Raw genomic sequence first — 22,235 nt, forward strand, 5'->3', positions numbered from 1 at the left:
GCAGCGGTTTAAGGCAAAAGACGGGCAGGCAGCAGACGCATCAGCTGCGTGTCGAACCAGGCGATGAACGCCCGCGACGGCAGTGCATCCACCGCAAGGTACCACCAGTCGGGCTGGGCAAAGGCGCGGCACTTCACCGCGTCCTTCTCGGTCATGACCAGCGGCAATGACGGCGTAAAATTCAGGACCTCAGCGCTGTAGGGCGCGTGGTCGGCAAATGCATGGGGTATCGGCTGCCAGTGTAGCGTTTCAAGGGTATTGAAGAAACGTTGCGGGTTGCCAATACCGGCGACCGCATGCACCGGCTGGCCGGCGGGAAAATGATCCACCGGCTGCCGCTCGCCGGTCAGCAGGTTGACCAGTGCCGTGGGTTGCAAGCGAAAGGCGAAACCATCGTCTCGATCACTGACGGCGCCGTTGTACAGCAACGCGTCGACACTCTGCAGCCGCTCCACCGGCTCACGCAACGGCCCCGCCGGCAGGCAACGACGGTTGCCCAGGCCGCGGGCGGCGTCGATCAGGACCAGTTCAAGGTCACGGGCCAGGCGGTAGTGCTGCAGGCCGTCGTCGGAAAGGATCAGGTCCACGGTTTCGCTGGCCAACAGCGCCTGGACCGCATGGCTACGGTTGGGGTCGATCACCAACGGGACGCCGCAGCGCTGCACGATCAACAAAGGCTCGTCACCCGCCACTTCGGCGCTATGGCTGGCTTCAACCCGCCATGGCAACTGTGGCGGCTTGGCGCCATAACCGCGGCTGACCACCCCCACGCGCAAGCCGCTGCGTCGACAATGTTCGATCAACCACAGGATCAATGGCGTCTTGCCAGTGCCACCCACGGTGATATTACCGACCACCACCACCGGCACCGGCGATTGATAGATCTCGCCCTCACCCGCCAGGAAGCGCGCACGCTTGCGCTGCACAACCCCACGGTACAAGGACTCCAGCGGGCGGAGCAGCAAGAGTGCCGGATGGCCCTCGTACCAGGCCTTGAGCAAACGATCGGACATGGCCATCAGGGTTGGCCCGCCGCCTCGACGGTGGTCATGCGCAGATGACTGAAGCCGAGCTTTCCGGCGGCGTCCATCGCGGTGATCACGGCCTGGTGCTGGGTCTTGCCGTCGGCACTGATGGACAGTGGCAGCTTGGTGTCGCCGCCGGACTCTTTCTGCAAGGCGTCCATCAGGCTGGCCAGGTCGTTTTTCTCAAGCAACTGGTTGTTCACCGAAAACACCCCGTCGGCGCTGATGGCGATGTCCAGTTGCTTGACTTGCTGGTCTTCGGCCGGCGAGCCGCTCACGGCTTCCGGCAGGTCGACCCGCAGCTCGGTCTGCCGGGTGAAGGTGGTGGTGACGACAAAAAACAGCAGCAGGATAAACACCACGTCAATCAGCGACGCGAGGTTGATATCGACGTTTTCCCGTTGCTTGCGGCGAAATTTCACGCTTTGCCCCCAACCAGGTCGACGTCACGGTCGCCTTGCACCACTTCCACCAGCTTGATGGCTTCCTGTTCCATGCCGACCACGAGCTCATCAATGCGACGTTGCAGGAAACGGTGGAAGAACACCGAAGGAATACCCACCATCAGGCCTGCGGCTGTGGTGATCAGCGCTTTGGAGATACCGCCGGCCAGTACGGCCGCGTTGGTGGTCATGCCGGCGCCCATGAATGAGCTGAAAATATCGATCATGCCCAGCACTGTGCCGAGCAAGCCGAGCAACGGCGCCATCGCGGCGATGGTGCCGAGGGCATTGATATAACGCTCAAGCTCATGAATGACGCGGGCGGCGGCCTCTTCGATGCACTCCTTCATGATCTCGCGACCGTGCTTGGAGTTGGCCAGGCCTGCAGCAAGGATTTCACCCAACGGGGAGTTGGCGCGCAGTTCCTTGAGCTTTTCCTTGTCCAGTTGCTTGTTCTTGATCCAACCCCAGACCTGCCCCAGCAGATGCTCGGGGGTCACGCGGCTGGCGCGCAGGGTCCACAGGCGTTCGGCGACGATGCCGAGTGCGGCGATAGAGCTCATGATGATCGGCAACATCATCCAGCCGCCGGATTTGACCAATTCCCACACAGTGAATGTCCCCTCGAAAAAGTGCGCCACTTTACCATATAGGTGCGTAGACCACAGACCCCATCGGCCTCGGCTAAGGTAACCGCTCGCGCCAGAACCGGCGTTGACTGCGCGCAACAACCGGCGCTGCGAAAGCCCCCAATCGCAGACGCACGGCGCCCTGCTCGGCAGAGTCATACACCTGGCTGCCCAACCGCTGGTAACGCGCCATCACCTGCGGATGGGGATGGCCGAACGCGTTGCTGCGCCCACGCGAGATCAGCACGGATCGCGGCGCAAGTCGCTCCACAAAGGGCCAGGACGAAGAACTGCGACTGCCATGGTGCGGCGCCTGCAGCCAATCGGTGGGCACCGCAAGGGGGGACGCGAGCATGGCGTGTTCGGCTGCGCGGTCAATATCACCGGTCAGCAACAGGCGCTCACCCTTGGCCTGCACCTGCAAAACGCAGGACTTCGCGTTGCCGCTGATAGCGTCAGGCCATTGCCAGAGTTCGAAGGTCACGCCGTCCCAGGTCCAGCGCTCGCCACTGACGCAAGGCTGGGTGCCGAGCGATATTGGCAGGCCTTCGGTCTCTCCGCCCACCACGCGCTTGATCGGCATGCCTTTGGCAATGGCTGCTGCGCCACCGGCATGATCGGCGTCGGCGTGGCTGAGCAGCAGCATGTCCAGCTCCCCTATCCCGAGTTTTCGCAAAGATGGCAGTACCACGCGGGCCCCCAGGTCAAAGGCTCCGGAGCGCGGGCCGGCGTCGTACAGCAAGGTGTGATGGCGGGTACGCAAAATCAGCGATTGCCCCTGGCCGACGTCAAGCTGCGTCACCTCCACCTGCCCGTCAGGCACCGGCGCTCGCGGTGGAAACACCGCCAGCAACAGCATCGGCCAGCCCAGCACACGAAACGGCACGCCCTTGGGCAACAGGAGCAACGTGGCGCCCAGCAGACTCACCAGCCAATACCCCGGCGGTACTTCGGCCGGAATCCAGGCCGGCATCTGCCCGGCGAGCCACGCCAAGCCGTTAAACAAGGCATCCAGCGCCCCTCCCGCCAGCCAGAGCAATCCTTCCCCCACAAACGGCAGCACCAGCAATGCGCTGCCCAACAGGGCCAACGGCAATACCACCAGGCTGATCCATGGCACCGCCACCAGGTTAGCGAATGGTGCGCTCAGGCTGATGGGCAACCCCAACACCAGCAAGACCGGAAACAACCCGATGGCAATCAACCACTGCGGCCGGGTCCAGGCCTGCCATAGGCTCCAGGGCCCCAGCCGTCCGCCAAACGCCAGGATCAGCACCGCCACCGCCGCAAATGACAGCCAGAAACCCGGCTGCACACTGGCCAATGGTTCCAGGACCAGCACCCCATTGAGCGCCAGCAACAACGGCCACCACAGCCCGAGATGGCGCAAGCGCCATCGCCACAACAATACCAACCCAACCATCACACAGGCGCGCTGTACCGGCACGCCAAACCCGGCCAGCAAGCCATAACCCAATGCCGTGGTGAACGCCAGCCCACAGGCCCACGGCAGCCACGGCCAGGTTCGAGGCCAGAACCCATAGCGCGCCAGGCCGGCGATCAATCCGTAGATCAAGCCAGCGAGCAAGCCGATGTGCTGGCCGGAGATGACCAGCAGGTGCACAGTGCCGGTGTCCTGCAGTACCTGCCAATCAGCCGCCGCCAATCCAGAGCCATCGCCCAACACCAAGGCAATCAGGCCTGCCTCCCTGCCTTGGGCATCTACCGCCAGCAGGCGCTGACGCACACTGTCACGCCAGGCGGCGGTAGCCGGGGCCAGGCGCTCTCCGTCCTTTACCGTACCCGTGGCGCCGATGCGCTGGGCGAGCAGCCAGGCCTCCTGATCAAACCCATGAAAGTTCAGCAACCCGGCCGGCCGCTTGAGGGTGATTGCCAGGCGCCAGCGTTCACCGCTGCGCACGGGCGGCCCACCGCGCCAGGACACCCGGATGCGCTTGGGCAACCGAGCGTTACGCGACCGACTGTCGGTGAGTACGAAGCGCACGCCATCGCCCGTCTGTTGCGGCAGCCCGCTGACCTGCCCTTCCACCCAGCGTGTTTGCCCCTCCAGCGCGGGCCTGAGACGGTCATCCAGCGCCCACTGCGCGCTGATACAGGCCCAACTCAGCCCCAACAGAAAAAACGCCAAGGGATAAGTGCGAAACGGCAACAGCATCAAGGCCAACACCAGCAGGGCGATCAGCCAACCGGTCGGCGGCAATGCCGGTAAAAAGCGCAAGGCCAGCAACCCCAGCGCAAACGCGAACATCCCTGTCCTCATGGATCCTCCTTTTCGAGTGATCCACTCAGTCTTAGCCGGTTGTCCAATACGGCCTATGATGTTTTGTCACAAAGTCTGAATTTTCTGTTTATAGAATGCGGGCATACTTGCCCCTCGAACTGACCTGGACCCCTTATGCCCCGGCGCTTATTCAAACGATACATGCCTGACCCCAGCAGTATCAGGGAACACAAGTCATTACAGTTTCTCGGCACCTTGCTGCATGACCCGAACCTCTGGCACCTGAACCGGCATTCGGTCGCACGCGCAATGGCCGTGGGTTTGTTCGCGGCCTTTATCCCGATTCCGTTGCAGATGTTGCTGGCAGCCGTCCTGGCGATCACCGTGCGCGCCAATATGCCCATCGCGGTCAGCCTGGTATGGCTGACCAACCCGATTACCATGCCTGTGGTGTTTATCTGTACTTACATGACCGGCGCCTGGCTGATGAATGTGCCGCCGCGCAGCTTGCCGGATGACCTGACCTGGGAATGGATCAGCGGCCAATTGAGCACGTTATGGCAGCCGTTCCTGCTGGGTTCAGTGGTGTTGGGGCTGGTATTGGGCGCGATCGCGTACTGCCTGACCATGGGCTATTGGCGCTGGTGGGTGGCCCACCAATGGAAAAAACGCAAACAACGTCGCGCCTAGCAAGCCCGCAGGCGCAGATGCACCCGTAACCCTTGCCCGGTATTTTCTGCCCAGAGGCTACCGTCCTGGCGCTGCACGGCATTGCGCGCGATGCTCAGGCCCAGGCCGAAGCCACCATCGCCCGGGCGTGAACCGTCCAGCCGGGTAAAAGGTGCGAAGATCCGCTCCAGATCCCCTTCATCTATCCCGCCGCCCTGGTCCTCCAGCCACACATGCCAATAGTCACCTTCGCGACGCCCATCCAGGCTGACCACACCGCCCACGGGTGAGTGGCGGATGGCATTGCGCAGGATGTTTTCCAGCGCCTGGGCCAACGCGTTCAGGTTGCCTCGCACCCAGCAATCCGGGCCGAGCAGGCACGGCAGACGCGATGCCGGCCAATCGCTCTCGAAACACGCGTTTTCGCGCAGCATGTCCCACAAGGCCTGCAGCTGGATATCTTCCTGAGGCAGCGGCGCCCGTTCAGTGTCCAGCCAGGCCAGTTGCAGGCTGTCTTCGACCAGGCGTTGCATGGCGTCGATCTCACGGCCGAGGCGCTCGCGCAGTTGCGTCAGGTCTTGCTCACTGTCACAGGCCACCCGCAGACGACTCAGCGGTGTGCGCAGTTCGTGGGACATGTCCCGCAGCAGTTGCTGCTGCAACACCACGGTACCCTGCAAACGCTCGGACATATGGTCGAACGCACGGCCCAGCTCGCCCAATTCATCCCGGCGACTGGTCGCATCGTGGGATAACCGGGTATTCAATTGATCGGCACGCCAGGCGTTGGCCTGCTCACGCAGTTGATTCAGGGGCACGATCAGCAACCGATACAGGCCGACGCACAACAACAGGGTAAACAGACCGGGGATAACGCCATTGGTCACCACCCGCCAGAACAGCTGATAGCGCCCCGGCATGAAGCGCTGCGGCAACTCGATCACCAGCGAACCCGCGTTGGGGTCGACGGGGAACGGGATTTTCAGCCACGGCAGGCCTTTGACATGTCGGCTCACCGGCCAATCCAGGCCACGCAGAAAGGTCAGGCGCTGGCTTTCCTTATCGGTCAGCGGGTAACTGCTGAGCGACTGCAGGTCATTGCCGATCACGCCTATCCAGGTGGTTTCACGCTTGCCCATCGCCTGCAGCCAAGCGTCGACACCCGCACGTCCACCCTGACTCCACGCCTGCTCGGCACCGACTGCGTAGCCACTCAACGTGATCCGCGCTTCATCGGACAGGTAGGCGTTCTTCTGCTCCATGTACCGACCCCACGACCAACTGAGCCAGATCATCAGCAAACAGAAGGCGATCAACAGGCAGGCCAGCTTCCAGAACAACGAGTGCTTGCCCGGCAGCCGCTTCAAGGGGCGTTCAAAGGCTGTCATCGGCACCGCTCAGCACATAGCCTTTGCCCCACACCGTACGCACTTCGCGCTCGGTGTAGCCGATGGCCTTGAGCTTGCGGCGGATCTGGCTGATGTGCATGTCGAGGCTGCGGTCATGGGGCGCGTAACCGCGTTGCAGCACATGCTGGTAAAGGAAGGGTTTGCTGAGGACTTCTTCAGCGTTGCGATGCAGGGTTTCCAACAGCCGGTATTCACTGCGGGTCAAGCCGGCCCAGTGCCCCAGGTGGAAGACATCGCACAATTGATCGTCGAAGCGCAGGGTGCGGGCATCGTCACGTGCGGGTGCCAGGCTCGGCAATGGGCGTCGGTCCAGGGCCACCCGGCGCAGGATGGCTTCAATGCGCACACGCAGCTCGATCATGCTGAACGGCTTGGGCAGGTAGTCATCGGCGCCCAGGCGGAAACCGCTGATGCGATCGGCCTCGGCCCCCAGTGCCGACATCAGGATCACCGGGATCGAATGGCTCTGACGCAGGTGGGTCAGGATCGACAACCCATCCAGCCCCGGCAGCAGGATATCCATCAGCACCACGTCAAACACTTGATTGCGCGCCATCTGCAGGCCTTGCTGGCCGTTCTGGCACCAGGTGACGTGGAAACCACAGCGGCCCAGGTGCTCCTGGACATAGGCGCCCAGCACGGGGTCATCTTCAATGGTCAGGACACTGGGTAGGCCAATCGCTGCGGGATTCATTAGTATCTGCAAGTCATTCTCAATCACTGATTATTCAAGATTCACCCGCCACAGGCAATCGCCACCGCGCGCCAAATGCCTTGAAGATTGCCGTATGTCATTAATTTGCAAGATTCCTCGCCGCGCAAATGGCTACACTGCGCAGGTGGCGCGGACCGGATGCCCGCGCAATTTCGTAGATATCAATGTGGTAGCAGGAGAGTGGCGTGCTGACAAGAATGGGGATAAAAGGCCGCGTACTGTTGCTGACCTTATTACCGACCAGCCTGATGGCCTCGTTGTTGGGGGGCTATTTCACCTGGATGCAGCTCTCGGAACTGCAGACCCAATTGCTGCAACGCGGCGAGATGATTGCTGAGCAATTGGCGCCGCTGGTCGCGCCCGCCCTCAGCGCGCGCAACACCGATCTGCTTGAGCGCATCGCCACTCAATCCCTGGAACAGCCGGACGTGCGTGCCGTGTCCTTCCTGAGCCCCGAACGCGCGTCCCTCGCCCACGCCGGCCCGACCATGCTCAACCAACCGCCGGTCGGCAACAGCTCTCACCTGCTGCAACGCACCGGCAATGACGCCACCCGCTATTTGCTGCCGGTGTTCGGGCGCCATCGCAACCTTGCCGGCGAGCTGATTCCGGATGAAGCCGACCGCCTGCTGGGCTGGGTCGAGGTGGAACTGTCCCACAACGGCATGTTGCTGCGCGGCTACCGCAGCCTGTTCGCCAGCCTGTTGCTGATCGCCATCGGCCTGATTTGCACCGCCGCGCTGGCGCTGCGCATCAGCCGCACGATCAATTCGCCGATCGGCCAGATCAAACAAGCCGTGGCTCAACTCAAGGACGGCAATCTGGAAACCCGCCTGCCGCCCCTGGGCAGCCAGGAACTGGACCAGCTCGCTTCCGGCATCAACCGCATGGCCGAGACCTTGCAGAATGCCCAGGAAGAACTGCAACACAGCATCGACCAGGCTACCGAGGACGTGCGCCAGAACCTGGAAACCATCGAGATCCAGAACATTGAGCTGGACCTGGCACGCAAGGAGGCCCTGGAGGCCAGCCGCATCAAATCGGAGTTCCTGGCCAACATGAGCCATGAGATCCGCACGCCGCTCAACGGCATCCTTGGCTTTACCCACTTATTGCAAAAAAGCGAGCTGACCCCACGCCAGCTCGACTACCTGGGCACCATCGAAAAGTCCGCCGACAACCTGCTGGGCATCATCAACGAGATCCTCGATTTCTCGAAAATCGAAGCCGGCAAGCTGGTGCTCGACAGCATCCCGTTCAACCTTCGGGACTTGCTGCAAGACACCCTGACCATCCTCGCACCCGCCGCCCATGCCAAACAGTTGGAACTGGTGAGCCTGGTGTACCGCGACACGCCGCTGGCGTTGGTCGGCGACCCGCTGCGCTTGAAGCAGATCCTCACCAACCTGATCAGCAACGCGATCAAGTTCACCCGCGAGGGCACCATCGTGGCCCGGGCAATGATCGAGGACGAACAGGAGGACAGCGTGCAATTGCGCATCAGCGTGCAGGACACCGGTATCGGCCTGTCCAGCCAGGACGTGCGCGCGCTGTTCCAGGCCTTCAGCCAGGCCGACAACTCGCTGTCGCGCCAACCCGGCGGCACGGGGCTGGGCCTGGTGATTTCCAAGCGCCTGATCGAGCAGATGGGCGGCGAAATCGGCGTCGACAGCACGCCGGGCGAAGGTTCGGAATTCTGGATCAGCCTGAACCTGCCCAAGACCCGCGACGACGTCGAAGACTTGCCTTCCGCGCCCCTGCTGGGTCATCGCGTCGCCGTGCTGGAAAACCACGAACTGGCACGCCAGGCACTGCAACATCAATTGGAAGACTGCGGCCTGGAAGTCACCCCGTTCAATAGCCTGGAAAGTCTGACCAACGGCATCACCAGCGCCCATCAGACCGAACAGGCCATCGACCTGGCGGTGCTCGGCGTGACGGCCAACGACATCCCGCCCGAACGCCTCAACCAGCACCTGTGGGACCTCGAACACTTGGGCTGCAAAGTGCTGGTGCTGTGCCCCACCACCGAGCAGATGCTGTTCAACCAGTCTGTGCCCAACCCCAACAGCCAGTTGCAGGCCAAGCCGGCGTGCACGCGCAAACTGCGCCGTGCGCTGTCCGACCTGATCAGCCCGCGTCCGTCGCGCAGTGAACCGGGCGAACCGTTGTCCAGCCGTGCGCCGCGCGTATTGTGCGTGGATGACAATCCGGCGAACCTGCTGCTGGTACAGACCCTGCTGGAAGACATGGGCGCGCGGGTGCGTGCCGTGGAAAGCGGTTATGCCGCCATCGACGCCGTGAAACAGGACACCTTCGACCTGGTGCTGATGGACGTACAAATGCCCGGCATGGATGGCCGCCAGAGCACCGAGGCGATCCGCCAGTGGGAAAGCGAACGCAGCGGCACGCCATTGCCAGTGGTCGCCCTCACCGCCCACGCCATGGCCAACGAAAAACGCGCCTTGCTGCAAAGCGGCATGGACGATTACCTGACCAAACCCATCAGCGAGCGGCAGCTGGCTCAGGTGGTATTGAAGTGGACCGGCCTGGCCCTGCGCAATCAAGGCCCGGAACGCGTAGCGGATGGCCTCGGCCCCGGCGTACAACTGCCTGTGCTTGACCATGAAGAAGGCCTGCGCCTGGCCGCCGGTAAGGCGGATCTGGCGGCGGACATGCTCGCCATGTTGCTCGCCTCCCTGGAGGCCGACCGACTCGCCATCACCATTGCGCGTGACGCCAACGACAACAACGCCCTGATCGAGCGTGTGCACCGACTGCATGGTGCCACCCGTTATTGCGGCGTACCGCAACTGCGGGCCGCCTGCCACCGCGCCGAAACCCTGCTCAAGCAGGACGACGCCAAGGCCCAGCATGCCTTGGACGAACTGGACATGGCCATCGCCCGACTCGCCAGTGAAGCGCGGGTCAACGCCTGATTTTGCACAGGTACCGGCGTTTGTGGTGAGCGGGCTTGTCGGCTCGCCGTATCGCGCGAGCGGGGCAAGCCCGCTCACCACAAACGCCTGTGCCTTCATTTGTCATTGCAGGGAGCATTTCCATGCGCGTCATTCTTTTCAGCAGCCAGACCTACGACCGCGACAGTTTCCTCGGCGAACCGCTGCCGCCTGGCCTGGAGCTTCAGTTCCAGCCAGCCCGTCTCAATCTGGACACCGTAGCCCTGGCCGAGCATCACGAAGTGGTCTGCGCCTTTATCAACGACGACCTCAGCGCCCCGGTCCTGGAGCATCTGGCCAAGGGTGGCACGCGGTTGATCGCCTTGCGTTCGGCGGGTTACAACCATGTGGACCTGGCCTGCGCCAAGCGCCTGGGCCTGACCATCGTGCGGGTACCGGCGTATTCGCCCCATGCGGTGGCCGAGCATGCGGTCGCACTGATCCTCGCCCTCAACCGTCGACTGCACCGGGCCTACAACCGCACCCGCGATGGCGATTTCAGCCTGCATGGCCTCACCGGGTTCGACCTGGTGGGCAAGACCGTCGGCGTGGTTGGCACCGGGCAGATCGGCGCTACGTTTGCCAAAATCATGGCCGGCTTCGGCTGCCAGTTGCTCGCCTATGACCCCTTCCCCAACCCGCAGGTACAGGCCCTGGGCACGCGCTACGTGAGCCTGCCCGAACTGCTCGCCCAGGCACAGATCATCAGCCTGCATTGCCCGCTCACCGCCGACAGCAAGCACTTGATCAACGCCCGCTCCCTGGCGCAGATGCAGCCGGGCGCGATGCTGATCAACACAGGTCGCGGCGGCCTGGTCGACACCCCGGCGCTGATTGAGGCGCTCAAGGACGGCCAGCTCGGCTATCTGGGACTCGATGTGTATGAAGAAGAGGCCCAGCTGTTTTTCGAGGACCGCTCCGACCTGCCCCTGCAGGACGACGTCCTCGCGCGCCTGCTGACCTTCCCCAATGTGATCATCACCGCCCACCAGGCGTTCCTCACGCGCGAGGCCCTGGCGGCGATTGCCGGCACCACCCTGGCCAACATTGCCGCCTGGGCCGATGGGCGGGCGCAGAACCTTGTCGAAGGATGATCAGCGGTCACATACCGGGCTCATGATGAGCCAGCACCGTGATAGGATGCCGCGCCTATTTGGAGGATCCATGGCCGAACACGATTTCCGCTTCAGTTTGCTGAGCCCGCAACACACCCTGATCGAATGCCGCGCCCTGGTGCCGGGCCGTTATCAGGTCACTGGCAACGGTGGTTCGATCAAGCACGGCGACGTGCTGATCGTCACCTTGCGCGGTAGTAAAACCCTGTCGATGCGCCTCACCGTCGAAGGTGACGCGCGCTACTCCATCCGCCCGGCAGGCCAGTGGGTCGCCATGGCCCAGGGGCCGAAGTTCGGCGAGTTGGAGATTCACACCTGGAAGGTCAACTGCGACAGCTGCGAGGCCGTGCTGGAGTTCGAATTCGCGGTGGAAACCAAGCTGACCAAAGAGCCGCTGCAACCCGCCGCGAATGCGCGCATTGCCGAACTGGGCTGGGCCAGCGAGGGTGACAAGCACCGCTGCCCGAAATGCCAGAAGGCCGCGCAATGAGAGGCCTGCTTCTGCTCGCCGCCATCGGTGCGGCCCTGACGGGTTGCGCCGGGGATTCGGTCAAGCTCAAGCAGGATCACAGCTACGTGGTGGAATGGATTGGTGAACGCCCGCTGATGGACTATGCGCACCTGACCGTCACCCTTGGCGCCGATGGCCGCGCCTACGGCAATGGCGGCTGCAACCACTGGTTTGCGCCCTACACCGTCGACGGCGACAGCCTCAGCTTCGGCAAGATCGGCAGCACCCGCAAACTCTGCGCCGAGGCCCTGATGGAGCAGGAACACCGCTTCTTCCAGGCCCTGCAAGGCGTGCAGCGTTGGGATATCTCGCCCATCGAGCAGACGCGGTTCTGGCCGGCCGAAGGCAAGCCGATCCGCTTGTGGCTCGAAGAAGGCTGATTTACCCAATCGATGGATTGATGGAAGCTGAATGTGGGAGGGGGCTTGCCCCCGGTAGCGGTGGATCAGTCAATATATTATTGCTGACATGCCGTCATCGGGGGCAAGCCCCCTCCCACAGGTGTTTTGAGTCGTGGTTTTAGCCGCGCAAGGCCTTGAGCTTGGCCAACACCCCTTCCGCTGTCTGCTCACCCATCAACTGCTCACGTACCTTGCCCTTGTCATCAATGATGTAGGTCACCGGCAATGCTTCGCTGCGTGGAATATCGAAAATCTCTTCCGGGTTCTGCGCCAGCACCGTGAACTTGATGCCCAGCTTGTCGCTGGCGGCTTTCAGTTCTTCGCCCTGCACGTTGTCGAAATTGACCCCAAATACGCCTACGTTCTGCGCCTTCAACTGCTCGGCCAACGCATTGAGTTCGGGGATTTCCGTACGGCACGGGCCACACCATTCGGCCCAGTAGTTGACCACCAGCCATTGCTTGTCCAGGCGTTCGGAAGCTACCTTCTTGCCATATTGGTCAACGCCGTAATCGTTACCGCAGCCGCTGAGCAGCAGGGTTGTGATGATCGCCAATGCTCCGATCAGTCGCCTTGTCATGGGGTAATCCTTCGCAAAAATGAACGTTGGCTGCGACCTATCGCCTCTTACGGTTTAAGGACAGGTCGCTGCGCGGGTAGAATACCTGCCACCTTACGCAAGATGCGACCCGCACATGACCGATCTGACGCTTTATCACAACCCGCGCTGCTCGAAATCCCGCGGTGCGCTGGAACTGCTGGAAGCCCGCGGCCTCACTCCGACGGTGGTGCGCTACCTGGAAACCCCGCTGGACGCCGCGCAATTGAAGGCGTTGCTGGGCAAGCTGGGCATCAGCGCCCGCCAACTGCTACGCACGGGTGAAGATGAATACAAAACCCTCAACCTGGCGGACGCCAGCCTCAGCGAAGCACAGTTGATTGCCGCCATCGCCGAGCATCCGAAGCTGATGGAACGCCCTATCCTGGAAACCGCCGACACCGCCATCATTGGCCGTCCGCCGGAAAACGTGCTGGAGATTCTGCCGTGACGTCGCCGTATGTGCTGGTGCTGTATTACAGCCGCAATGGCTCGGTGAGCGAAATGGCCCGGCAGATTGCCCGGGGCATCGAGCAAGGCGGCATGGAAGCCCGGCTGCGCACCGTGCCGGCGATCTCCACCGAGTGCGAAGCCGTGGCGCCGAGTATTCCAGAGGAAGGCGCGCTGTACGCCAGCCTCGATGACTTGAAGCACTGCTCGGGCCTGGCCCTGGGCAGCCCGACCCGCTTCGGCAACATGGCCGCGCCGCTCAAGTATTTCCTCGACGGCACCAGCAACCTGTGGCTTACCGGTGCCCTGGTCGGCAAGCCGGCTGGGGTGTTCACCTCTACCGCCAGCCTGCACGGCGGCCAGGAAACCACGTTGATGTCGATGCTGTTGCCGCTATTGCACCACGGCATGCTCATCACCGGCCTGCCCTACAGCGAACAGGCGTTACTCGACACCCAGGGCGGCGGCACGCCGTATGGCGCCAGCCACCATGCCGGGCCTGACGGCAAGCGCTTGCTCGATCAACATGAAATCGCCCTGTGCCGCGCACTCGGCCTGCGCCTGGCCACCACCGCCACGCTGCTGGAGAACGGCCGTGGCCAGAAAGCCTAAGGTCCTGCCGCCCCAGGCGTGGCTGGAGCCGCGGGTCAAGCTGGCGCGCGTGCTGAGCCTGCTGGCGTTTTTCGGCTTGGTGGGGTTGCTGTGCGTGTACTACCTGTTCGTTGCTGATCTGCACGGCGCACGGCCGTGGGTGATCCTGCTGATCGAACTGGTGCCGCTGCTGGTGCTGACGCCGGGCATGCTGCTGGGCAGCGCGCGCGGGCATTCGTGGATGTGCTTTGTGGTGAATTTGTACTTCATCAAGGGCGCGCTGGCGGCCTATGACCCGAACCGGCAGTGGTTCGGGGTACTTGAGATGCTGGCGAGCCTGGCGGTGTTTTGTACGGCGTTGTTGTATGTGCGGTGGCGGCATCAGTTGAATCGGCGATTGGTTGAAGCCCGCGACGCCTGAAACTCAGCCTTCGCGAGCAAGCCCACTCCCACATTTGGATGCATTCCCCTGTGGGAGCGGGCTTGCCCGCGAAAGCATCAACGTGGTCTCAATGATTCACCGTATACGCCAGCATCATCGACAACTGGCACATCGGCCGCCCACTCTCGGCATGCCACTGGTTGAACGCCCCCTGCACCGTCGCCAGGTCGCGCAGGCTGGTCGGCGCCTTGTCGACAATCTTCTGCGCGTTCAGCGCCGCCACCACGTCATAACTCGGCACAAAGGTGTCCTTGCCGACCATGCGCAGGAAGCGCGGCGCTGACAGCCCGCCGAGCTGGTGACCATGCTTGCTCAGGTATTTCCACAACCCGACGATATCGGTCACCGGCCAATCGGCGACAAACGCGCCGAAACTGCCCTTCTCCTGCTCGATGTCGAGAATCATCTGCGCATTGCGCGGTACGCTCTTGAGCTTGCCCAAGTGACGGATGATGCGCGTGTCCTGCATCAGCCGCTCCAGGTGCTCGGCGCCCATCAGCACGACCTTTTCCGGGTCAAAACCGAAGAACACCTGCTCGAAGGCCGGCCACTTGGCGTCCACTACGCTGTGCTTCAAGCCCGCACGAAACACACGCAACGCCAGGGTCGACAGGTAGCGATCATCGCTGATCTTGCGCAATTGCGCCGGGGTCTTGGGTACAGGCAGGTGGGCTTCCAGCTCGGCCGCCGAACCGAATCGGTTCAGACAGTATTCGTGCAGCCACTTGTAATCGCGCATGCCCTCTCCTAGCAATTGAATTGAAAACGGCGCCCGCAAGCGCCGTGTGTCAGAGCGTTGAATCGACTCAGAGGTTCACAACATTGACGAAGCGCGACGCAGCGGTCTCATCAATCTTCAAGCTGGTGAAGTCGAACAGGTTACGATCGGCCAACTGCGAGGGAATCACATTCTGCAGGCTGCGGAAGATGCTTTCGGTACGGCCTGGGGTCTTGCGCTCCCAGTCCACCAGCATTTCCTTGACCACCTGGCGCTGCAGATTCTCCTGGGAGCCGCACAGGTTGCACGGAATGATCGGGAATTGCTTGAAGTCGGAGTAGGCCTGGATGTCCTTCTCGTTGCAATACGCCAGCGGGCGGATCACCACGTTGCGCCCGTCATCGGCGCGCAGCTTGGGCGGCATGGCCTTGAGTGAGCCGTTGAAGAACATGTTGAGGAAGAAGGTCTCGACGATATCATCGCGATGATGACCCAGTGCCATCTTGGTCGCACCGATCTCGTCGGCGAACGTGTACAGCGTGCCACGGCGCAGGCGCGAGCACAGCGAGCAGGTGGTCTTGCCCTCCGGAATCAGCTCCTTGACCACCGAGTAGGTGTCTTTTTCGACGATGTGATACTCGACACCCAGCGCCTTGAGGTAGGCCGGCAGCACGTGCTCAGGGAAACCCGGTTGTTTCTGGTCCATGTTGACGGCGACGATCTCGAATGTGATCGGCGCGACCTTTTGCAGGTGCAGCAGCACGTCGAGCATGGTGTAGCTGTCTTTGCCGCCGGAGAGGCAGACCATGACCTTGTCGCCGTCCTCGATCATGTTGAAATCGGCGACCGCTTCCCCGGCCAGGCGACGCAGGCGTTTTTGCAGTTTGTTCTGGTTGACCGTAAGAGTGCCCATGGCGCTTGGATCCGCTAGAGGTGTGTGACGAAAAGCCGGTTATTTTACGCAAAAAAACCATCAAAAGGGCTAGCGGTAAAAGACCTCGCCGCGATTAAGCTCAATGTTTACAGCGCAATTTGCTCTAAAGGCCCTACAGTTATTCCGGTCATCACTTCCTATACTGCGACTAGAGGTCGCACATCTATCCGGACCTTTGAGGCCATTTGGCCCGTGGGCGCTCCGATGGGGGGCGATGGTAATAACGACAGGAGTGACTGGCATGATCCATCACGTCGTGGGGCTGTTTACCCATCCCGACCAGGAATGGCGGGAAATCCGTGGCGATAAAGAAGAAAGCATCGGCCACATGTACCTCACTCACACCTTGATTCTTGCGGCGATCCCCGCCGTATCCGCCTTTATCGGCACCACCCAGGTCGGCTGGGTCATCGGCAATCGCGCACCGGTGATGCTGACCCAGGAAAGCGCCTTGTGGATGACCCTCATGTCTTACGCCGCCATGCTCGGCGGCGTGGCGGTAATGGGCGCGTTTGTCCACTGGATGGCACGCACCTACGACGCCAACCCCAGCATGGCGCGTTGCGTGGCCTTTGCCACCTACACCGCTACGCCGTTGTTTATCGGTGGGCTGGCCGCGCTCTATCCGCATATGTGGCTGGGCATGGTCGTGGGTACGGCGGCCATTTGTTACACGGTGTACTTGCTCTATGTCGGGCTGCCGACCTTCATGAACATCGACCCCGATGAAGGCTTCCTGTTTTCCAGCTCGGTACTGGCCGTGGGCCTGGTGGTCCTGGTGGCAATCATGGCGTTTACCGTGGTCGTCTGGGGCCTGGGCGTGGGCCCTATCTACACCAACTGACCTTTTCAACCCCCAGGCAAAGCCACCGCAAGGTGGCTTTGTGCATCATGCATGACCATTCGGCGCCTGACAGATTCGGAAACACCCAGCTTTGCGGCATACTGGACGTCTCTGGAGATATGTACAGCATGCCCGAGCAACTCAATACCCGCGTCGAAGATTGTTTCCTGCAAGCCGAATCCTTTTTCAAACGAAGCTTCAAACGCCCCCAGGTCAGCCTCAAGCTGCGTGGGCAAAAGGCCGGTGTCGCGCATTTGCACGAGAACCTGCTGCGTTTCAACCCACAGTTGTACCGTGAAAACAGCCAGCACTTCCTGAAACAGACCGTGGCCCACGAAGTCGCGCACCTGATTGCCCACCAATTGTTTGGCGAACGTATCCAGCCCCATGGCGAGGAATGGCAATTGATCATGCGCGGGGTCTACGAACTGCCGCCGGATCGTTGCCATACCTATGAGGTGAAGCGTCGTCAGGTGACTCGCTATATCTATCGTTGCCCGTGTGCCGATAGCGACTTTCCGTTTTCGTCGCAGCGACATGGCATGGTGGCTCAGGGGCGGCGGTATTTGTGTCGCAGGTGTCGGCAGACGCTGGTGTTTACCGGGGAAACTCGGGTGGAGTGAGGGCCTCTTCGCGAGCAAGCCCGCTCCCACATTCGCCTGTATTCCAAGGTCAGAACACGTTCGGTTGTGGGAGCGGGCTTGCTCGCGAAAGCGTCAGATCAGGCACTACCCAACCACCTTGGCCTGTCGCAGCTCGGCTATCCGCTGGGCACTAAGCCCCAGCTCCACCAACACCTCATCACTGTGTGCGCCCACGGCAACGCCAATATGCCGAGGCGCCGGTAACCCGTCGGAAAACTTCAACGGACAGGCAAGCTGCGACTGGGTCGAGCCGTCGCCCCGCGGCACCTGGCTGACCAGCGCACGCGCCTTCAACTGCGGATGCGCCACGGCTTCGCTCAGGGTCAACACCGGTTCCACACAGGCATCTGTCGCGGCAAACAGCGCACACAGCTCATCAAAACTGCGCTTTTCAAACTCGACCTGCAGCGCCTGCTTGAGGGCTTTTTGCTGTTCCGGCTTGGGCGACAAACCTTGCGCGGCCAGTTCGGGGCGGCCCAAGGCTGTGCAGAGTTGTTGCATAAACGCCGGTTCCAGGCTGCCCACCGACATCCAACGCCCATCCCGTGACCGGTAATAGTCGTAGAAACTACCGCCATTGAGCACATGGCTTTCCCACTCAGGCTCCACCCCACACGCCAGGTAACCCGCGCCGGCCATCGCGTTCAGGCTGAACGAGCAATCGGTCATGCTCACATCCAGGTATTGCCCCACCCCGCTCTGCTGCCGAGCGATGACCGCCGCCAGCAACCCCACCACCGCATGCAGCGAACCACCGCCCACGTCCGCCAACTGCACGCCGAGGGGCAAAGGCCCGGCGTCCTGGCGCCCGGTGTAGCTGGCCACTCCGGCGAGCGCCAGGTAATTGATATCGTGCCCGGCGCGGTCCTTATAGGGGCCAGTCTGGCCGTAACCGGTGATCGCCACATAAATCAGCCGGGGGTTGATCGCCTTCAGTGCCTCATAGCCCAACCCTAGGCGATCCATTACCCCAGGTCGGAATTGTTCGAGCAGAATGTCGTAGTCGTTCACCAGTGCCCGTACGATCTCCAGCGCCTCGGCCTGCTTGAGGTCCAGTGCCAGACTGCGCTTGTTACGATTGAGGTAGGCGTGGCTGGCCGAAGTGCCCTGATCATGGGGCGGCAGCACCCGCAACAGGTCCATGCGTGTGGGCGACTCGATACGCAGCACTTCGGCGCCCATGTCCGCCAGCATCAGGGAGGCAAACGGGCCGGGCAGCAGGGTGGAAAAATCCAGCACTTTGAGGGACGCCAAGGGACCTGACATGGGCACTCCATTTCCGTTTCGACTGCCCACAGACTAGGCAGCCTTGCCCCTGAGGGCAATCGCCGGAACGGTCACCGACAGTGACCGTTTTGATCACGGCGGGCTTTTTCGTGGCGGCGGCTTTATCATTGGCTCACGTTTGCTTGCAGAGTGTTCCATGAAGTTTGCGATTGCAGTGTTTTCCGCCGCCCACGCGCCCTCCTCGCGCCGTGCCCTGCTGTTCGCCCAGGCGGCATTGGCCGGCGGGCATGAGATTGTGCGGCTGTTTTTCTATCAGGACGGCGTGCACAGCGCGTCCAGCAACATCGTTGCGCCTCAAGATGAGCAAGACATCGCCCGACAATGGCGCGAGTTTGTCAGCCAGCACTCGCTTGATGGCGTGGTGTGCATTGCCGCCGCCTTGCGCCGCGGCGTGCTCAACCAGGAGGAAGCCACGCGTTATCAGCGCAGCGCGGTCAACCTCGACGCACCTTGGGCGTTGTCGGGCCTGGGGCAGTTGCACGATGCCGCCCAGTCCGCCGACCGCCTGATCTGTTTTGGAGGGGCGTGATATGTCCAAATCTCTTTTGGTGATCAGCCGCCAGTCGCCGTGGTCCGGGCCAAGCGCCCGCGAAACGCTGGACATCGTGTTGGCCGGCGGCGCTTTCGATCTGCCGATCGGCCTGCTGTTCCTCGATGACGGTGTGTTCCAGCTCGCGCCGCACCAGGACGCCAAAGCCGTGCAGCAAAAAGACCTCAGCGCCAACCTTCAAGCACTGGGTCTGTTCGGCATTGATGAAGTGTTCGCCTGCAGCCACAGCCTGGCCGAGCGCGGTCTCTCAACACCCGCCAACGCCCAGCCGCTGGACACTGCAGCGATCTGCGAACTGATTGACCGTTACGACCAGGTGATTACCCTCTGATGTCGACTCTACATGTGGTATCCCATTCCCCGTTTACCGATAGCCGCCTCGCAAGCTGCCTGCGCATCTGCGGCGCCACGGACGCCATCCTGCTCTGCGGCGATGGCGCCTATGGGCTGCACAACGCGGCGCTGCAAACAAAGGGCGTGAAGGTGTTTGTGCTGGCCGAAGACATGCAGGCCCGCAATCTGCCGCTCCCGGACTGGGCCGACAGCGTGGACTACCCAGGCTTCGTGCAATTGTCGATTGACTACGACAAGGTCAACACCTGGCTATGAACACCCTGACCGTAGGCGCACGCACCCTGGAACTGGACAAGGACGGCTACCTGGCCCACCTGGACGACTGGTCCGCTGACGTCGCCAATGCCCTGGCCGCCGCCGAAGCTTTGGAGCTGACCGAGGCCCACTGGGAAATCCTCGAATTGCTGCGCCAGTTTTATGCCGAATTCCAGCTGTCACCGGCCACACGCCCGTTGATCAAGTACACGGCCTTGAAACTCGGCCCGGAAAAGGGCAACAGCCTGCACCTCAACAAACTGTTCAACGGCACTCCCGCCAAACTCGCCGCCAAACTGGCGGGCCTGCCCAGGCCGACGAATTGCTTATGACCGACTTTGCCCCGCTGACCCTCGAAACCCCTGCCGAGCACCCGTTTGCGCAGTTCGTGCGCATCCTGGGCAAAGGCAAGCGCGGTGCGCGCAACCTCACCCGCGAGGAAGCGCGCGAAGCCATGGGCATGTTGCTCGACGAAAAAGTCGAAGACACCCAGCTCGGCGCCTTCCTGATGCTGCTGCGCCACAAGGAGGAAAGCCCGGAAGAACTCGCCGGTTTCACTGAGGCCGTGCGCGAACGCCTGGCCGCCCCGGCGCTGAACGTGGATGTCGACTGGCCAACCTATGCCGGAAAGAAGCGCCATCTGCCGTGGTATCTGCTGGCGGCCAAGTGCCTGGCGCAAAATGGCGTGCGTATTCTCATGCACGGCGGCGGCGCACACACGGCGGGGCGGCTGTACACCGAGCAATTGCTGGAAGGTTTGCAGATCCCGCTATGCCGTAACTGGCAGCAGGTCGAGAGCGCCTACACGCAAGGCAACCTGGCGTTTATCCCGCTGGGTGACTGGGCGCCGCAACTGCAACGCATGATCGACCTGCGCAACACCCTGGGCCTGCGCTCGCCTATCCACTCCCTGGCGCGTTTGCTCAACCCCCTGAATGCCCGCCTGGGCCTGCAAAGTATTTTCCACCCCGGTTACCAGGGCGTGCACCGCGATGCCAGCGGCCTGCTCGGCGACAACGTAATCGTGGTGAAGGGTGATGGCGGCGAGATCGAGATCAACCCTGACTCGGCGAGCCACCTGTACGGCACCACCGGCGGCGAAAGCTGGGACGAGGAGTGGGCCGCCCTCTCCGCCCAGCGCCACGTCAAACCGGCCACACTCGAGCCGGAACACCTGAAGGCGTTGTGGCGCGGTGATGTCGAAGACAGTTATCCGCAATTGGCCTTGATCGCGACCATGGCCCTGGCGTTGCGCGGCCTGGGCCATTCACGCGAACAGGCGTTCATCCTGGCCCAGCAATACTGGGATGCGCGAGACAAATCGATTTAATCGATCATTAACGTCCGGTCTTTGCGCTTTTAGTTCGAACTCAGCCCTTTAGACTGGGCTCCAACGCTTAATAGTCGAGGAGCCAGTCATGGGTTTGCTGATCGAAGGACACTGGAAAGACCAGTGGTACGAAAGTAGCGCAGACGGCGCATTCCAACGGGAACAGGCGCAACGCCGGAACTGGGTGACCGCCGACGGCGCGCCAGGCCCGAGCGGCGAAGGCGGTTTCAAGGCCGAGGCCGGCCGTTATCATCTCTACGTCTCCCTGGCCTGCCCGTGGGCCCATCGCACCCTGATCCTGCGCAAGCTCAAGGGCCTGGAAAGCCTGATTGATGTATCTGTGGTCAGTTGGCTGATGCTGGAAAACGGCTGGACCTTCGACAAGGCCCACGGCTCGACCGGCGACAAGCTGGATGATTTTGACTTCATGCACCAGCGCTACACCGCTGACACTGCCGATTACACCGGGCGCGTCACCGTGCCAGTGCTGTGGGACAAGAAGCTCAAGCGCATCGTCAGCAATGAATCGGCGGAGATCATCCGCATGTTCAACAGCGCGTTCAATGAGTTGACCGGCAATACCCTCGACTTCTACCCCGAGCCGCTGCGCGCGACCATCGACGCGCTGAACGAGCGCATCTACCCCGCCGTGAACAACGGCGTATACCGCGCAGGCTTTGCCACGTCGCAGCAGGCGTATGACGGTGCGTTTGAGGATGTGTTTGCCGAGCTGGATCACCTGGAACATCATCTGGGTGACCATCGCTACCTGGCCGGTGAATACCTGACCGAGGCGGATGTACGGCTGTTCACCACGCTGATTCGCTTTGATGCGGTGTATTACAGCCACTTCAAATGCAACCTGCGCAGGATTGCGGACTATCCGAACCTGTCGAATTGGCTGAGGGAGATGTATCAGTGGCCGGGGGTGGCCGAGACGGTGGATTTCGAGCATATCAAAGGGCATTACTATGCCAGTCACCGCACGATCAACCCGACGGGGATTGTGCCGAAGGGGCCGTTGCAAGCGTTTGATACTGCGCATGATCGTGGGCGGCTAAACGGCAGAGCTGTCTGGGGCTGATCCAGATGCAGTGCTGTGTCTGAAGGCGTCATCGGGAG

The 22,235-nt window shown here is 62.0% G+C and carries 26 protein-coding genes; 16 read left to right on the forward strand and 10 right to left on the reverse strand.

What is annotated here, in order from left to right:
* Positions 1–8: 8 nt before the first annotated feature.
* From lpxK to PF1751_RS16050, 4 genes are all read right to left on the reverse strand, one after another.
* On the reverse strand, positions 9–1,019 hold the full coding sequence (gene lpxK, locus PF1751_RS16035; protein ID WP_044287350.1) for a tetraacyldisaccharide 4'-kinase: 1,011 nt from the start codon (positions 1,017–1,019) through the stop codon (positions 9–11).
* Complete coding sequence (locus tag PF1751_RS16040) at positions 1,019–1,447, reverse strand: ExbD/TolR family protein (protein WP_010209650.1); 429 nt, start codon at positions 1,445–1,447, stop codon at positions 1,019–1,021. Before PF1751_RS16040 ends, lpxK begins: the two co-directional genes overlap by 1 nt.
* Entirely contained in the window at positions 1,444–2,079 is a 636-nt protein-coding gene (locus tag PF1751_RS16045; protein ID WP_010209649.1) for a MotA/TolQ/ExbB proton channel family protein, read from the reverse strand. Before PF1751_RS16045 ends, PF1751_RS16040 begins: the two co-directional genes overlap by 4 nt.
* A gap of 73 nt (positions 2,080–2,152) precedes the next feature.
* Entirely contained in the window at positions 2,153–4,378 is a 2,226-nt protein-coding gene (locus PF1751_RS16050; protein ID WP_226994522.1) for a DNA internalization-related competence protein ComEC/Rec2, read from the reverse strand.
* A gap of 135 nt (positions 4,379–4,513) precedes the next feature.
* On the opposite strand from PF1751_RS16050, the gene PF1751_RS16055 reads away from it, so the two are divergent.
* Complete coding sequence (locus PF1751_RS16055) at positions 4,514–5,029, forward strand: DUF2062 domain-containing protein (protein ID WP_021492748.1); 516 nt, start codon at positions 4,514–4,516, stop codon at positions 5,027–5,029.
* Here PF1751_RS16055 and PF1751_RS16060 read toward each other — a convergent pair.
* Both PF1751_RS16060 and PF1751_RS16065 read right to left on the reverse strand, forming a co-directional pair.
* Positions 5,026–6,396 (reverse strand): sensor histidine kinase, encoded by a 1,371-nt coding sequence (locus tag PF1751_RS16060; protein ID WP_010209646.1) that lies wholly within the window; start codon positions 6,394–6,396, stop codon positions 5,026–5,028. The genes PF1751_RS16055 and PF1751_RS16060 overlap by 4 nt on opposite strands.
* Positions 6,383–7,111: a response regulator transcription factor gene (locus PF1751_RS16065; RefSeq protein ID WP_021492750.1), complete on the reverse strand. Its 729-nt coding sequence runs from the start codon at positions 7,109–7,111 to the stop codon at positions 6,383–6,385. Before PF1751_RS16065 ends, PF1751_RS16060 begins: the two co-directional genes overlap by 14 nt.
* Before the next feature lie 206 nt (positions 7,112–7,317).
* On the opposite strand from PF1751_RS16065, the gene PF1751_RS16070 reads away from it, so the two are divergent.
* From PF1751_RS16070 to PF1751_RS16085, 4 genes are all read left to right on the forward strand, one after another.
* Positions 7,318–10,071, forward strand: a complete 2,754-nt coding sequence (locus PF1751_RS16070; RefSeq protein ID WP_021492751.1) for a response regulator — start codon at positions 7,318–7,320, stop codon at positions 10,069–10,071.
* A gap of 122 nt (positions 10,072–10,193) precedes the next feature.
* A complete protein-coding gene (locus tag PF1751_RS16075) occupies positions 10,194–11,183 on the forward strand; it encodes a 2-hydroxyacid dehydrogenase (protein WP_010209643.1) in 990 nt (329 codons plus the stop codon).
* A gap of 70 nt (positions 11,184–11,253) precedes the next feature.
* Complete coding sequence (locus tag PF1751_RS16080) at positions 11,254–11,694, forward strand: hypothetical protein (RefSeq protein WP_010209642.1); 441 nt, start codon at positions 11,254–11,256, stop codon at positions 11,692–11,694.
* Positions 11,691–12,095, forward strand: a complete 405-nt coding sequence (locus PF1751_RS16085) for an META domain-containing protein (protein ID WP_010209641.1) — start codon at positions 11,691–11,693, stop codon at positions 12,093–12,095. The genes PF1751_RS16080 and PF1751_RS16085 overlap by 4 nt, the downstream gene beginning before the upstream one ends.
* A 139-nt stretch (positions 12,096–12,234) precedes the next feature.
* On the opposite strand, the gene PF1751_RS16090 is transcribed toward PF1751_RS16085, so the two are convergent.
* A complete protein-coding gene (locus PF1751_RS16090) occupies positions 12,235–12,696 on the reverse strand; it encodes a TlpA disulfide reductase family protein (RefSeq protein WP_010209638.1) in 462 nt (153 codons plus the stop codon).
* Between the two features lie 115 nt (positions 12,697–12,811).
* Here PF1751_RS16090 and arsC point away from each other — a divergent pair, with 115 nt between their 5' ends.
* The 3 genes from arsC to PF1751_RS16105 are packed head-to-tail and all read left to right on the forward strand — an operon-like array spanning position 12,812 to position 14,176.
* Positions 12,812–13,165, forward strand: a complete 354-nt coding sequence (gene arsC, locus PF1751_RS16095) for an arsenate reductase (glutaredoxin) (protein WP_010209636.1) — start codon at positions 12,812–12,814, stop codon at positions 13,163–13,165.
* On the forward strand, positions 13,162–13,776 hold the full coding sequence (gene wrbA, locus PF1751_RS16100; RefSeq protein WP_010209634.1) for an NAD(P)H:quinone oxidoreductase: 615 nt from the start codon (positions 13,162–13,164) through the stop codon (positions 13,774–13,776). The genes arsC and wrbA overlap by 4 nt, the downstream gene beginning before the upstream one ends.
* Positions 13,760–14,176, forward strand: coding sequence for a DUF2069 domain-containing protein (locus PF1751_RS16105; RefSeq protein WP_010209633.1), 417 nt, complete (start codon positions 13,760–13,762; stop codon positions 14,174–14,176). Before wrbA ends, PF1751_RS16105 begins: the two co-directional genes overlap by 17 nt.
* An 88-nt stretch (positions 14,177–14,264) precedes the next feature.
* Here PF1751_RS16105 and PF1751_RS16110 read toward each other — a convergent pair whose 3' ends face one another.
* Together PF1751_RS16110 and ttcA are read right to left on the reverse strand one after the other, a co-directional pair.
* Positions 14,265–14,936 carry a DNA-3-methyladenine glycosylase I gene (locus PF1751_RS16110; protein WP_010209632.1) on the reverse strand — a complete coding sequence of 224 codons (672 nt, stop codon included), beginning with the start codon at positions 14,934–14,936 and terminating at the stop codon, positions 14,265–14,267.
* A gap of 67 nt (positions 14,937–15,003) precedes the next feature.
* Positions 15,004–15,828 carry a tRNA 2-thiocytidine(32) synthetase TtcA gene (gene ttcA / locus PF1751_RS16115; RefSeq protein ID WP_010209631.1) on the reverse strand — a complete coding sequence of 275 codons (825 nt, stop codon included), beginning with the start codon at positions 15,826–15,828 and terminating at the stop codon, positions 15,004–15,006.
* A gap of 262 nt (positions 15,829–16,090) precedes the next feature.
* Here ttcA and PF1751_RS16120 point away from each other — a divergent pair, with 262 nt between their 5' ends.
* Both PF1751_RS16120 and PF1751_RS16125 read left to right on the forward strand, forming a co-directional pair.
* Positions 16,091–16,693, forward strand: a complete 603-nt coding sequence (locus tag PF1751_RS16120; RefSeq protein ID WP_010209630.1) for a Yip1 family protein — start codon at positions 16,091–16,093, stop codon at positions 16,691–16,693.
* A gap of 128 nt (positions 16,694–16,821) precedes the next feature.
* Positions 16,822–17,316 (forward strand): SprT family zinc-dependent metalloprotease, encoded by a 495-nt coding sequence (locus PF1751_RS16125; RefSeq protein ID WP_010209629.1) that lies wholly within the window; start codon positions 16,822–16,824, stop codon positions 17,314–17,316.
* Between the two features lie 105 nt (positions 17,317–17,421).
* Here PF1751_RS16125 and PF1751_RS16130 read toward each other — a convergent pair whose 3' ends face one another.
* Positions 17,422–18,603, reverse strand: a complete 1,182-nt coding sequence (locus PF1751_RS16130) for a CaiB/BaiF CoA transferase family protein (RefSeq protein WP_044287352.1) — start codon at positions 18,601–18,603, stop codon at positions 17,422–17,424.
* Positions 18,604–18,760: 157 nt separating this feature from the next.
* On the opposite strand from PF1751_RS16130, the gene tusD reads away from it, so the two are divergent.
* From tusD to PF1751_RS16160, 6 genes are all read left to right on the forward strand, one after another.
* Positions 18,761–19,153 carry a sulfurtransferase complex subunit TusD gene (gene tusD / locus PF1751_RS16135; RefSeq protein WP_021492753.1) on the forward strand — a complete coding sequence of 131 codons (393 nt, stop codon included), beginning with the start codon at positions 18,761–18,763 and terminating at the stop codon, positions 19,151–19,153.
* A gap of 1 nt (position 19,154) precedes the next feature.
* A complete protein-coding gene (gene tusC, locus PF1751_RS16140; RefSeq protein WP_010209620.1) occupies positions 19,155–19,505 on the forward strand; it encodes a sulfurtransferase complex subunit TusC in 351 nt (116 codons plus the stop codon).
* On the forward strand, positions 19,505–19,783 hold the full coding sequence (gene tusB, locus PF1751_RS16145; protein WP_010209618.1) for a sulfurtransferase complex subunit TusB: 279 nt from the start codon (positions 19,505–19,507) through the stop codon (positions 19,781–19,783). The genes tusC and tusB overlap by 1 nt, the downstream gene beginning before the upstream one ends.
* Positions 19,780–20,115 carry a TusE/DsrC/DsvC family sulfur relay protein gene (locus PF1751_RS16150; RefSeq protein ID WP_010209617.1) on the forward strand — a complete coding sequence of 112 codons (336 nt, stop codon included), beginning with the start codon at positions 19,780–19,782 and terminating at the stop codon, positions 20,113–20,115. The genes tusB and PF1751_RS16150 overlap by 4 nt, the downstream gene beginning before the upstream one ends.
* Complete coding sequence (locus PF1751_RS16155; RefSeq protein WP_021492755.1) at positions 20,112–21,113, forward strand: glycosyl transferase family protein; 1,002 nt, start codon at positions 20,112–20,114, stop codon at positions 21,111–21,113. Before PF1751_RS16150 ends, PF1751_RS16155 begins: the two co-directional genes overlap by 4 nt.
* Positions 21,114–21,201: 88 nt before the next feature.
* Positions 21,202–22,197 (forward strand): glutathione S-transferase family protein, encoded by a 996-nt coding sequence (locus PF1751_RS16160; protein WP_010209615.1) that lies wholly within the window; start codon positions 21,202–21,204, stop codon positions 22,195–22,197.
* Positions 22,198–22,235 lie beyond the last annotated feature (38 nt).

This window comes from Pseudomonas simiae (assembly GCF_000934565.1).
GTDB lineage: Bacteria > Pseudomonadota > Gammaproteobacteria > Pseudomonadales > Pseudomonadaceae > Aquipseudomonas > Aquipseudomonas simiae.

Bases quoted from the DNA above. Each gene is read 5' to 3' on its own strand.
- tusC (WP_010209620.1), top strand. From the start codon at position 19,155: ATGTCCAAATCTCTTTTGGTGATCAGCCGCCAGTCGCCGTGGTCCGGG.
- tusB (WP_010209618.1), top strand. From the start codon at position 19,505: ATGTCGACTCTACATGTGGTATCCCATTCCCCGTTTACCGATAGCCGC.
- PF1751_RS16155 (WP_021492755.1), top strand. From the start codon at position 20,112: ATGACCGACTTTGCCCCGCTGACCCTCGAAACCCCTGCCGAGCACCCG.
- PF1751_RS16150 (WP_010209617.1), top strand. From the start codon at position 19,780: ATGAACACCCTGACCGTAGGCGCACGCACCCTGGAACTGGACAAGGAC.
- PF1751_RS16055 (WP_021492748.1), top strand. From the start codon at position 4,514: ATGCCCCGGCGCTTATTCAAACGATACATGCCTGACCCCAGCAGTATC.
- PF1751_RS16075 (WP_010209643.1), top strand. From the start codon at position 10,194: ATGCGCGTCATTCTTTTCAGCAGCCAGACCTACGACCGCGACAGTTTC.
- PF1751_RS16090 (WP_010209638.1), bottom strand. From the start codon at position 12,696: ATGACAAGGCGACTGATCGGAGCATTGGCGATCATCACAACCCTGCTG.
- PF1751_RS16050 (WP_226994522.1), bottom strand. From the start codon at position 4,378: ATGAGGACAGGGATGTTCGCGTTTGCGCTGGGGTTGCTGGCCTTGCGC.
- lpxK (WP_044287350.1), bottom strand. From the start codon at position 1,019: ATGGCCATGTCCGATCGTTTGCTCAAGGCCTGGTACGAGGGCCATCCG.
- ttcA (WP_010209631.1), bottom strand. From the start codon at position 15,828: ATGGGCACTCTTACGGTCAACCAGAACAAACTGCAAAAACGCCTGCGT.
- PF1751_RS16110 (WP_010209632.1), bottom strand. From the start codon at position 14,936: ATGCGCGATTACAAGTGGCTGCACGAATACTGTCTGAACCGATTCGGT.
- arsC (WP_010209636.1), top strand. From the start codon at position 12,812: ATGACCGATCTGACGCTTTATCACAACCCGCGCTGCTCGAAATCCCGC.
- tusD (WP_021492753.1), top strand. From the start codon at position 18,761: ATGAAGTTTGCGATTGCAGTGTTTTCCGCCGCCCACGCGCCCTCCTCG.
- PF1751_RS16125 (WP_010209629.1), top strand. From the start codon at position 16,822: ATGCCCGAGCAACTCAATACCCGCGTCGAAGATTGTTTCCTGCAAGCC.
- PF1751_RS16085 (WP_010209641.1), top strand. From the start codon at position 11,691: ATGAGAGGCCTGCTTCTGCTCGCCGCCATCGGTGCGGCCCTGACGGGT.
- PF1751_RS16130 (WP_044287352.1), bottom strand. From the start codon at position 18,603: ATGTCAGGTCCCTTGGCGTCCCTCAAAGTGCTGGATTTTTCCACCCTG.
- PF1751_RS16080 (WP_010209642.1), top strand. From the start codon at position 11,254: ATGGCCGAACACGATTTCCGCTTCAGTTTGCTGAGCCCGCAACACACC.
- PF1751_RS16065 (WP_021492750.1), bottom strand. From the start codon at position 7,111: ATGAATCCCGCAGCGATTGGCCTACCCAGTGTCCTGACCATTGAAGAT.
- PF1751_RS16120 (WP_010209630.1), top strand. From the start codon at position 16,091: ATGATCCATCACGTCGTGGGGCTGTTTACCCATCCCGACCAGGAATGG.
- PF1751_RS16160 (WP_010209615.1), top strand. From the start codon at position 21,202: ATGGGTTTGCTGATCGAAGGACACTGGAAAGACCAGTGGTACGAAAGT.
- PF1751_RS16060 (WP_010209646.1), bottom strand. From the start codon at position 6,396: ATGACAGCCTTTGAACGCCCCTTGAAGCGGCTGCCGGGCAAGCACTCG.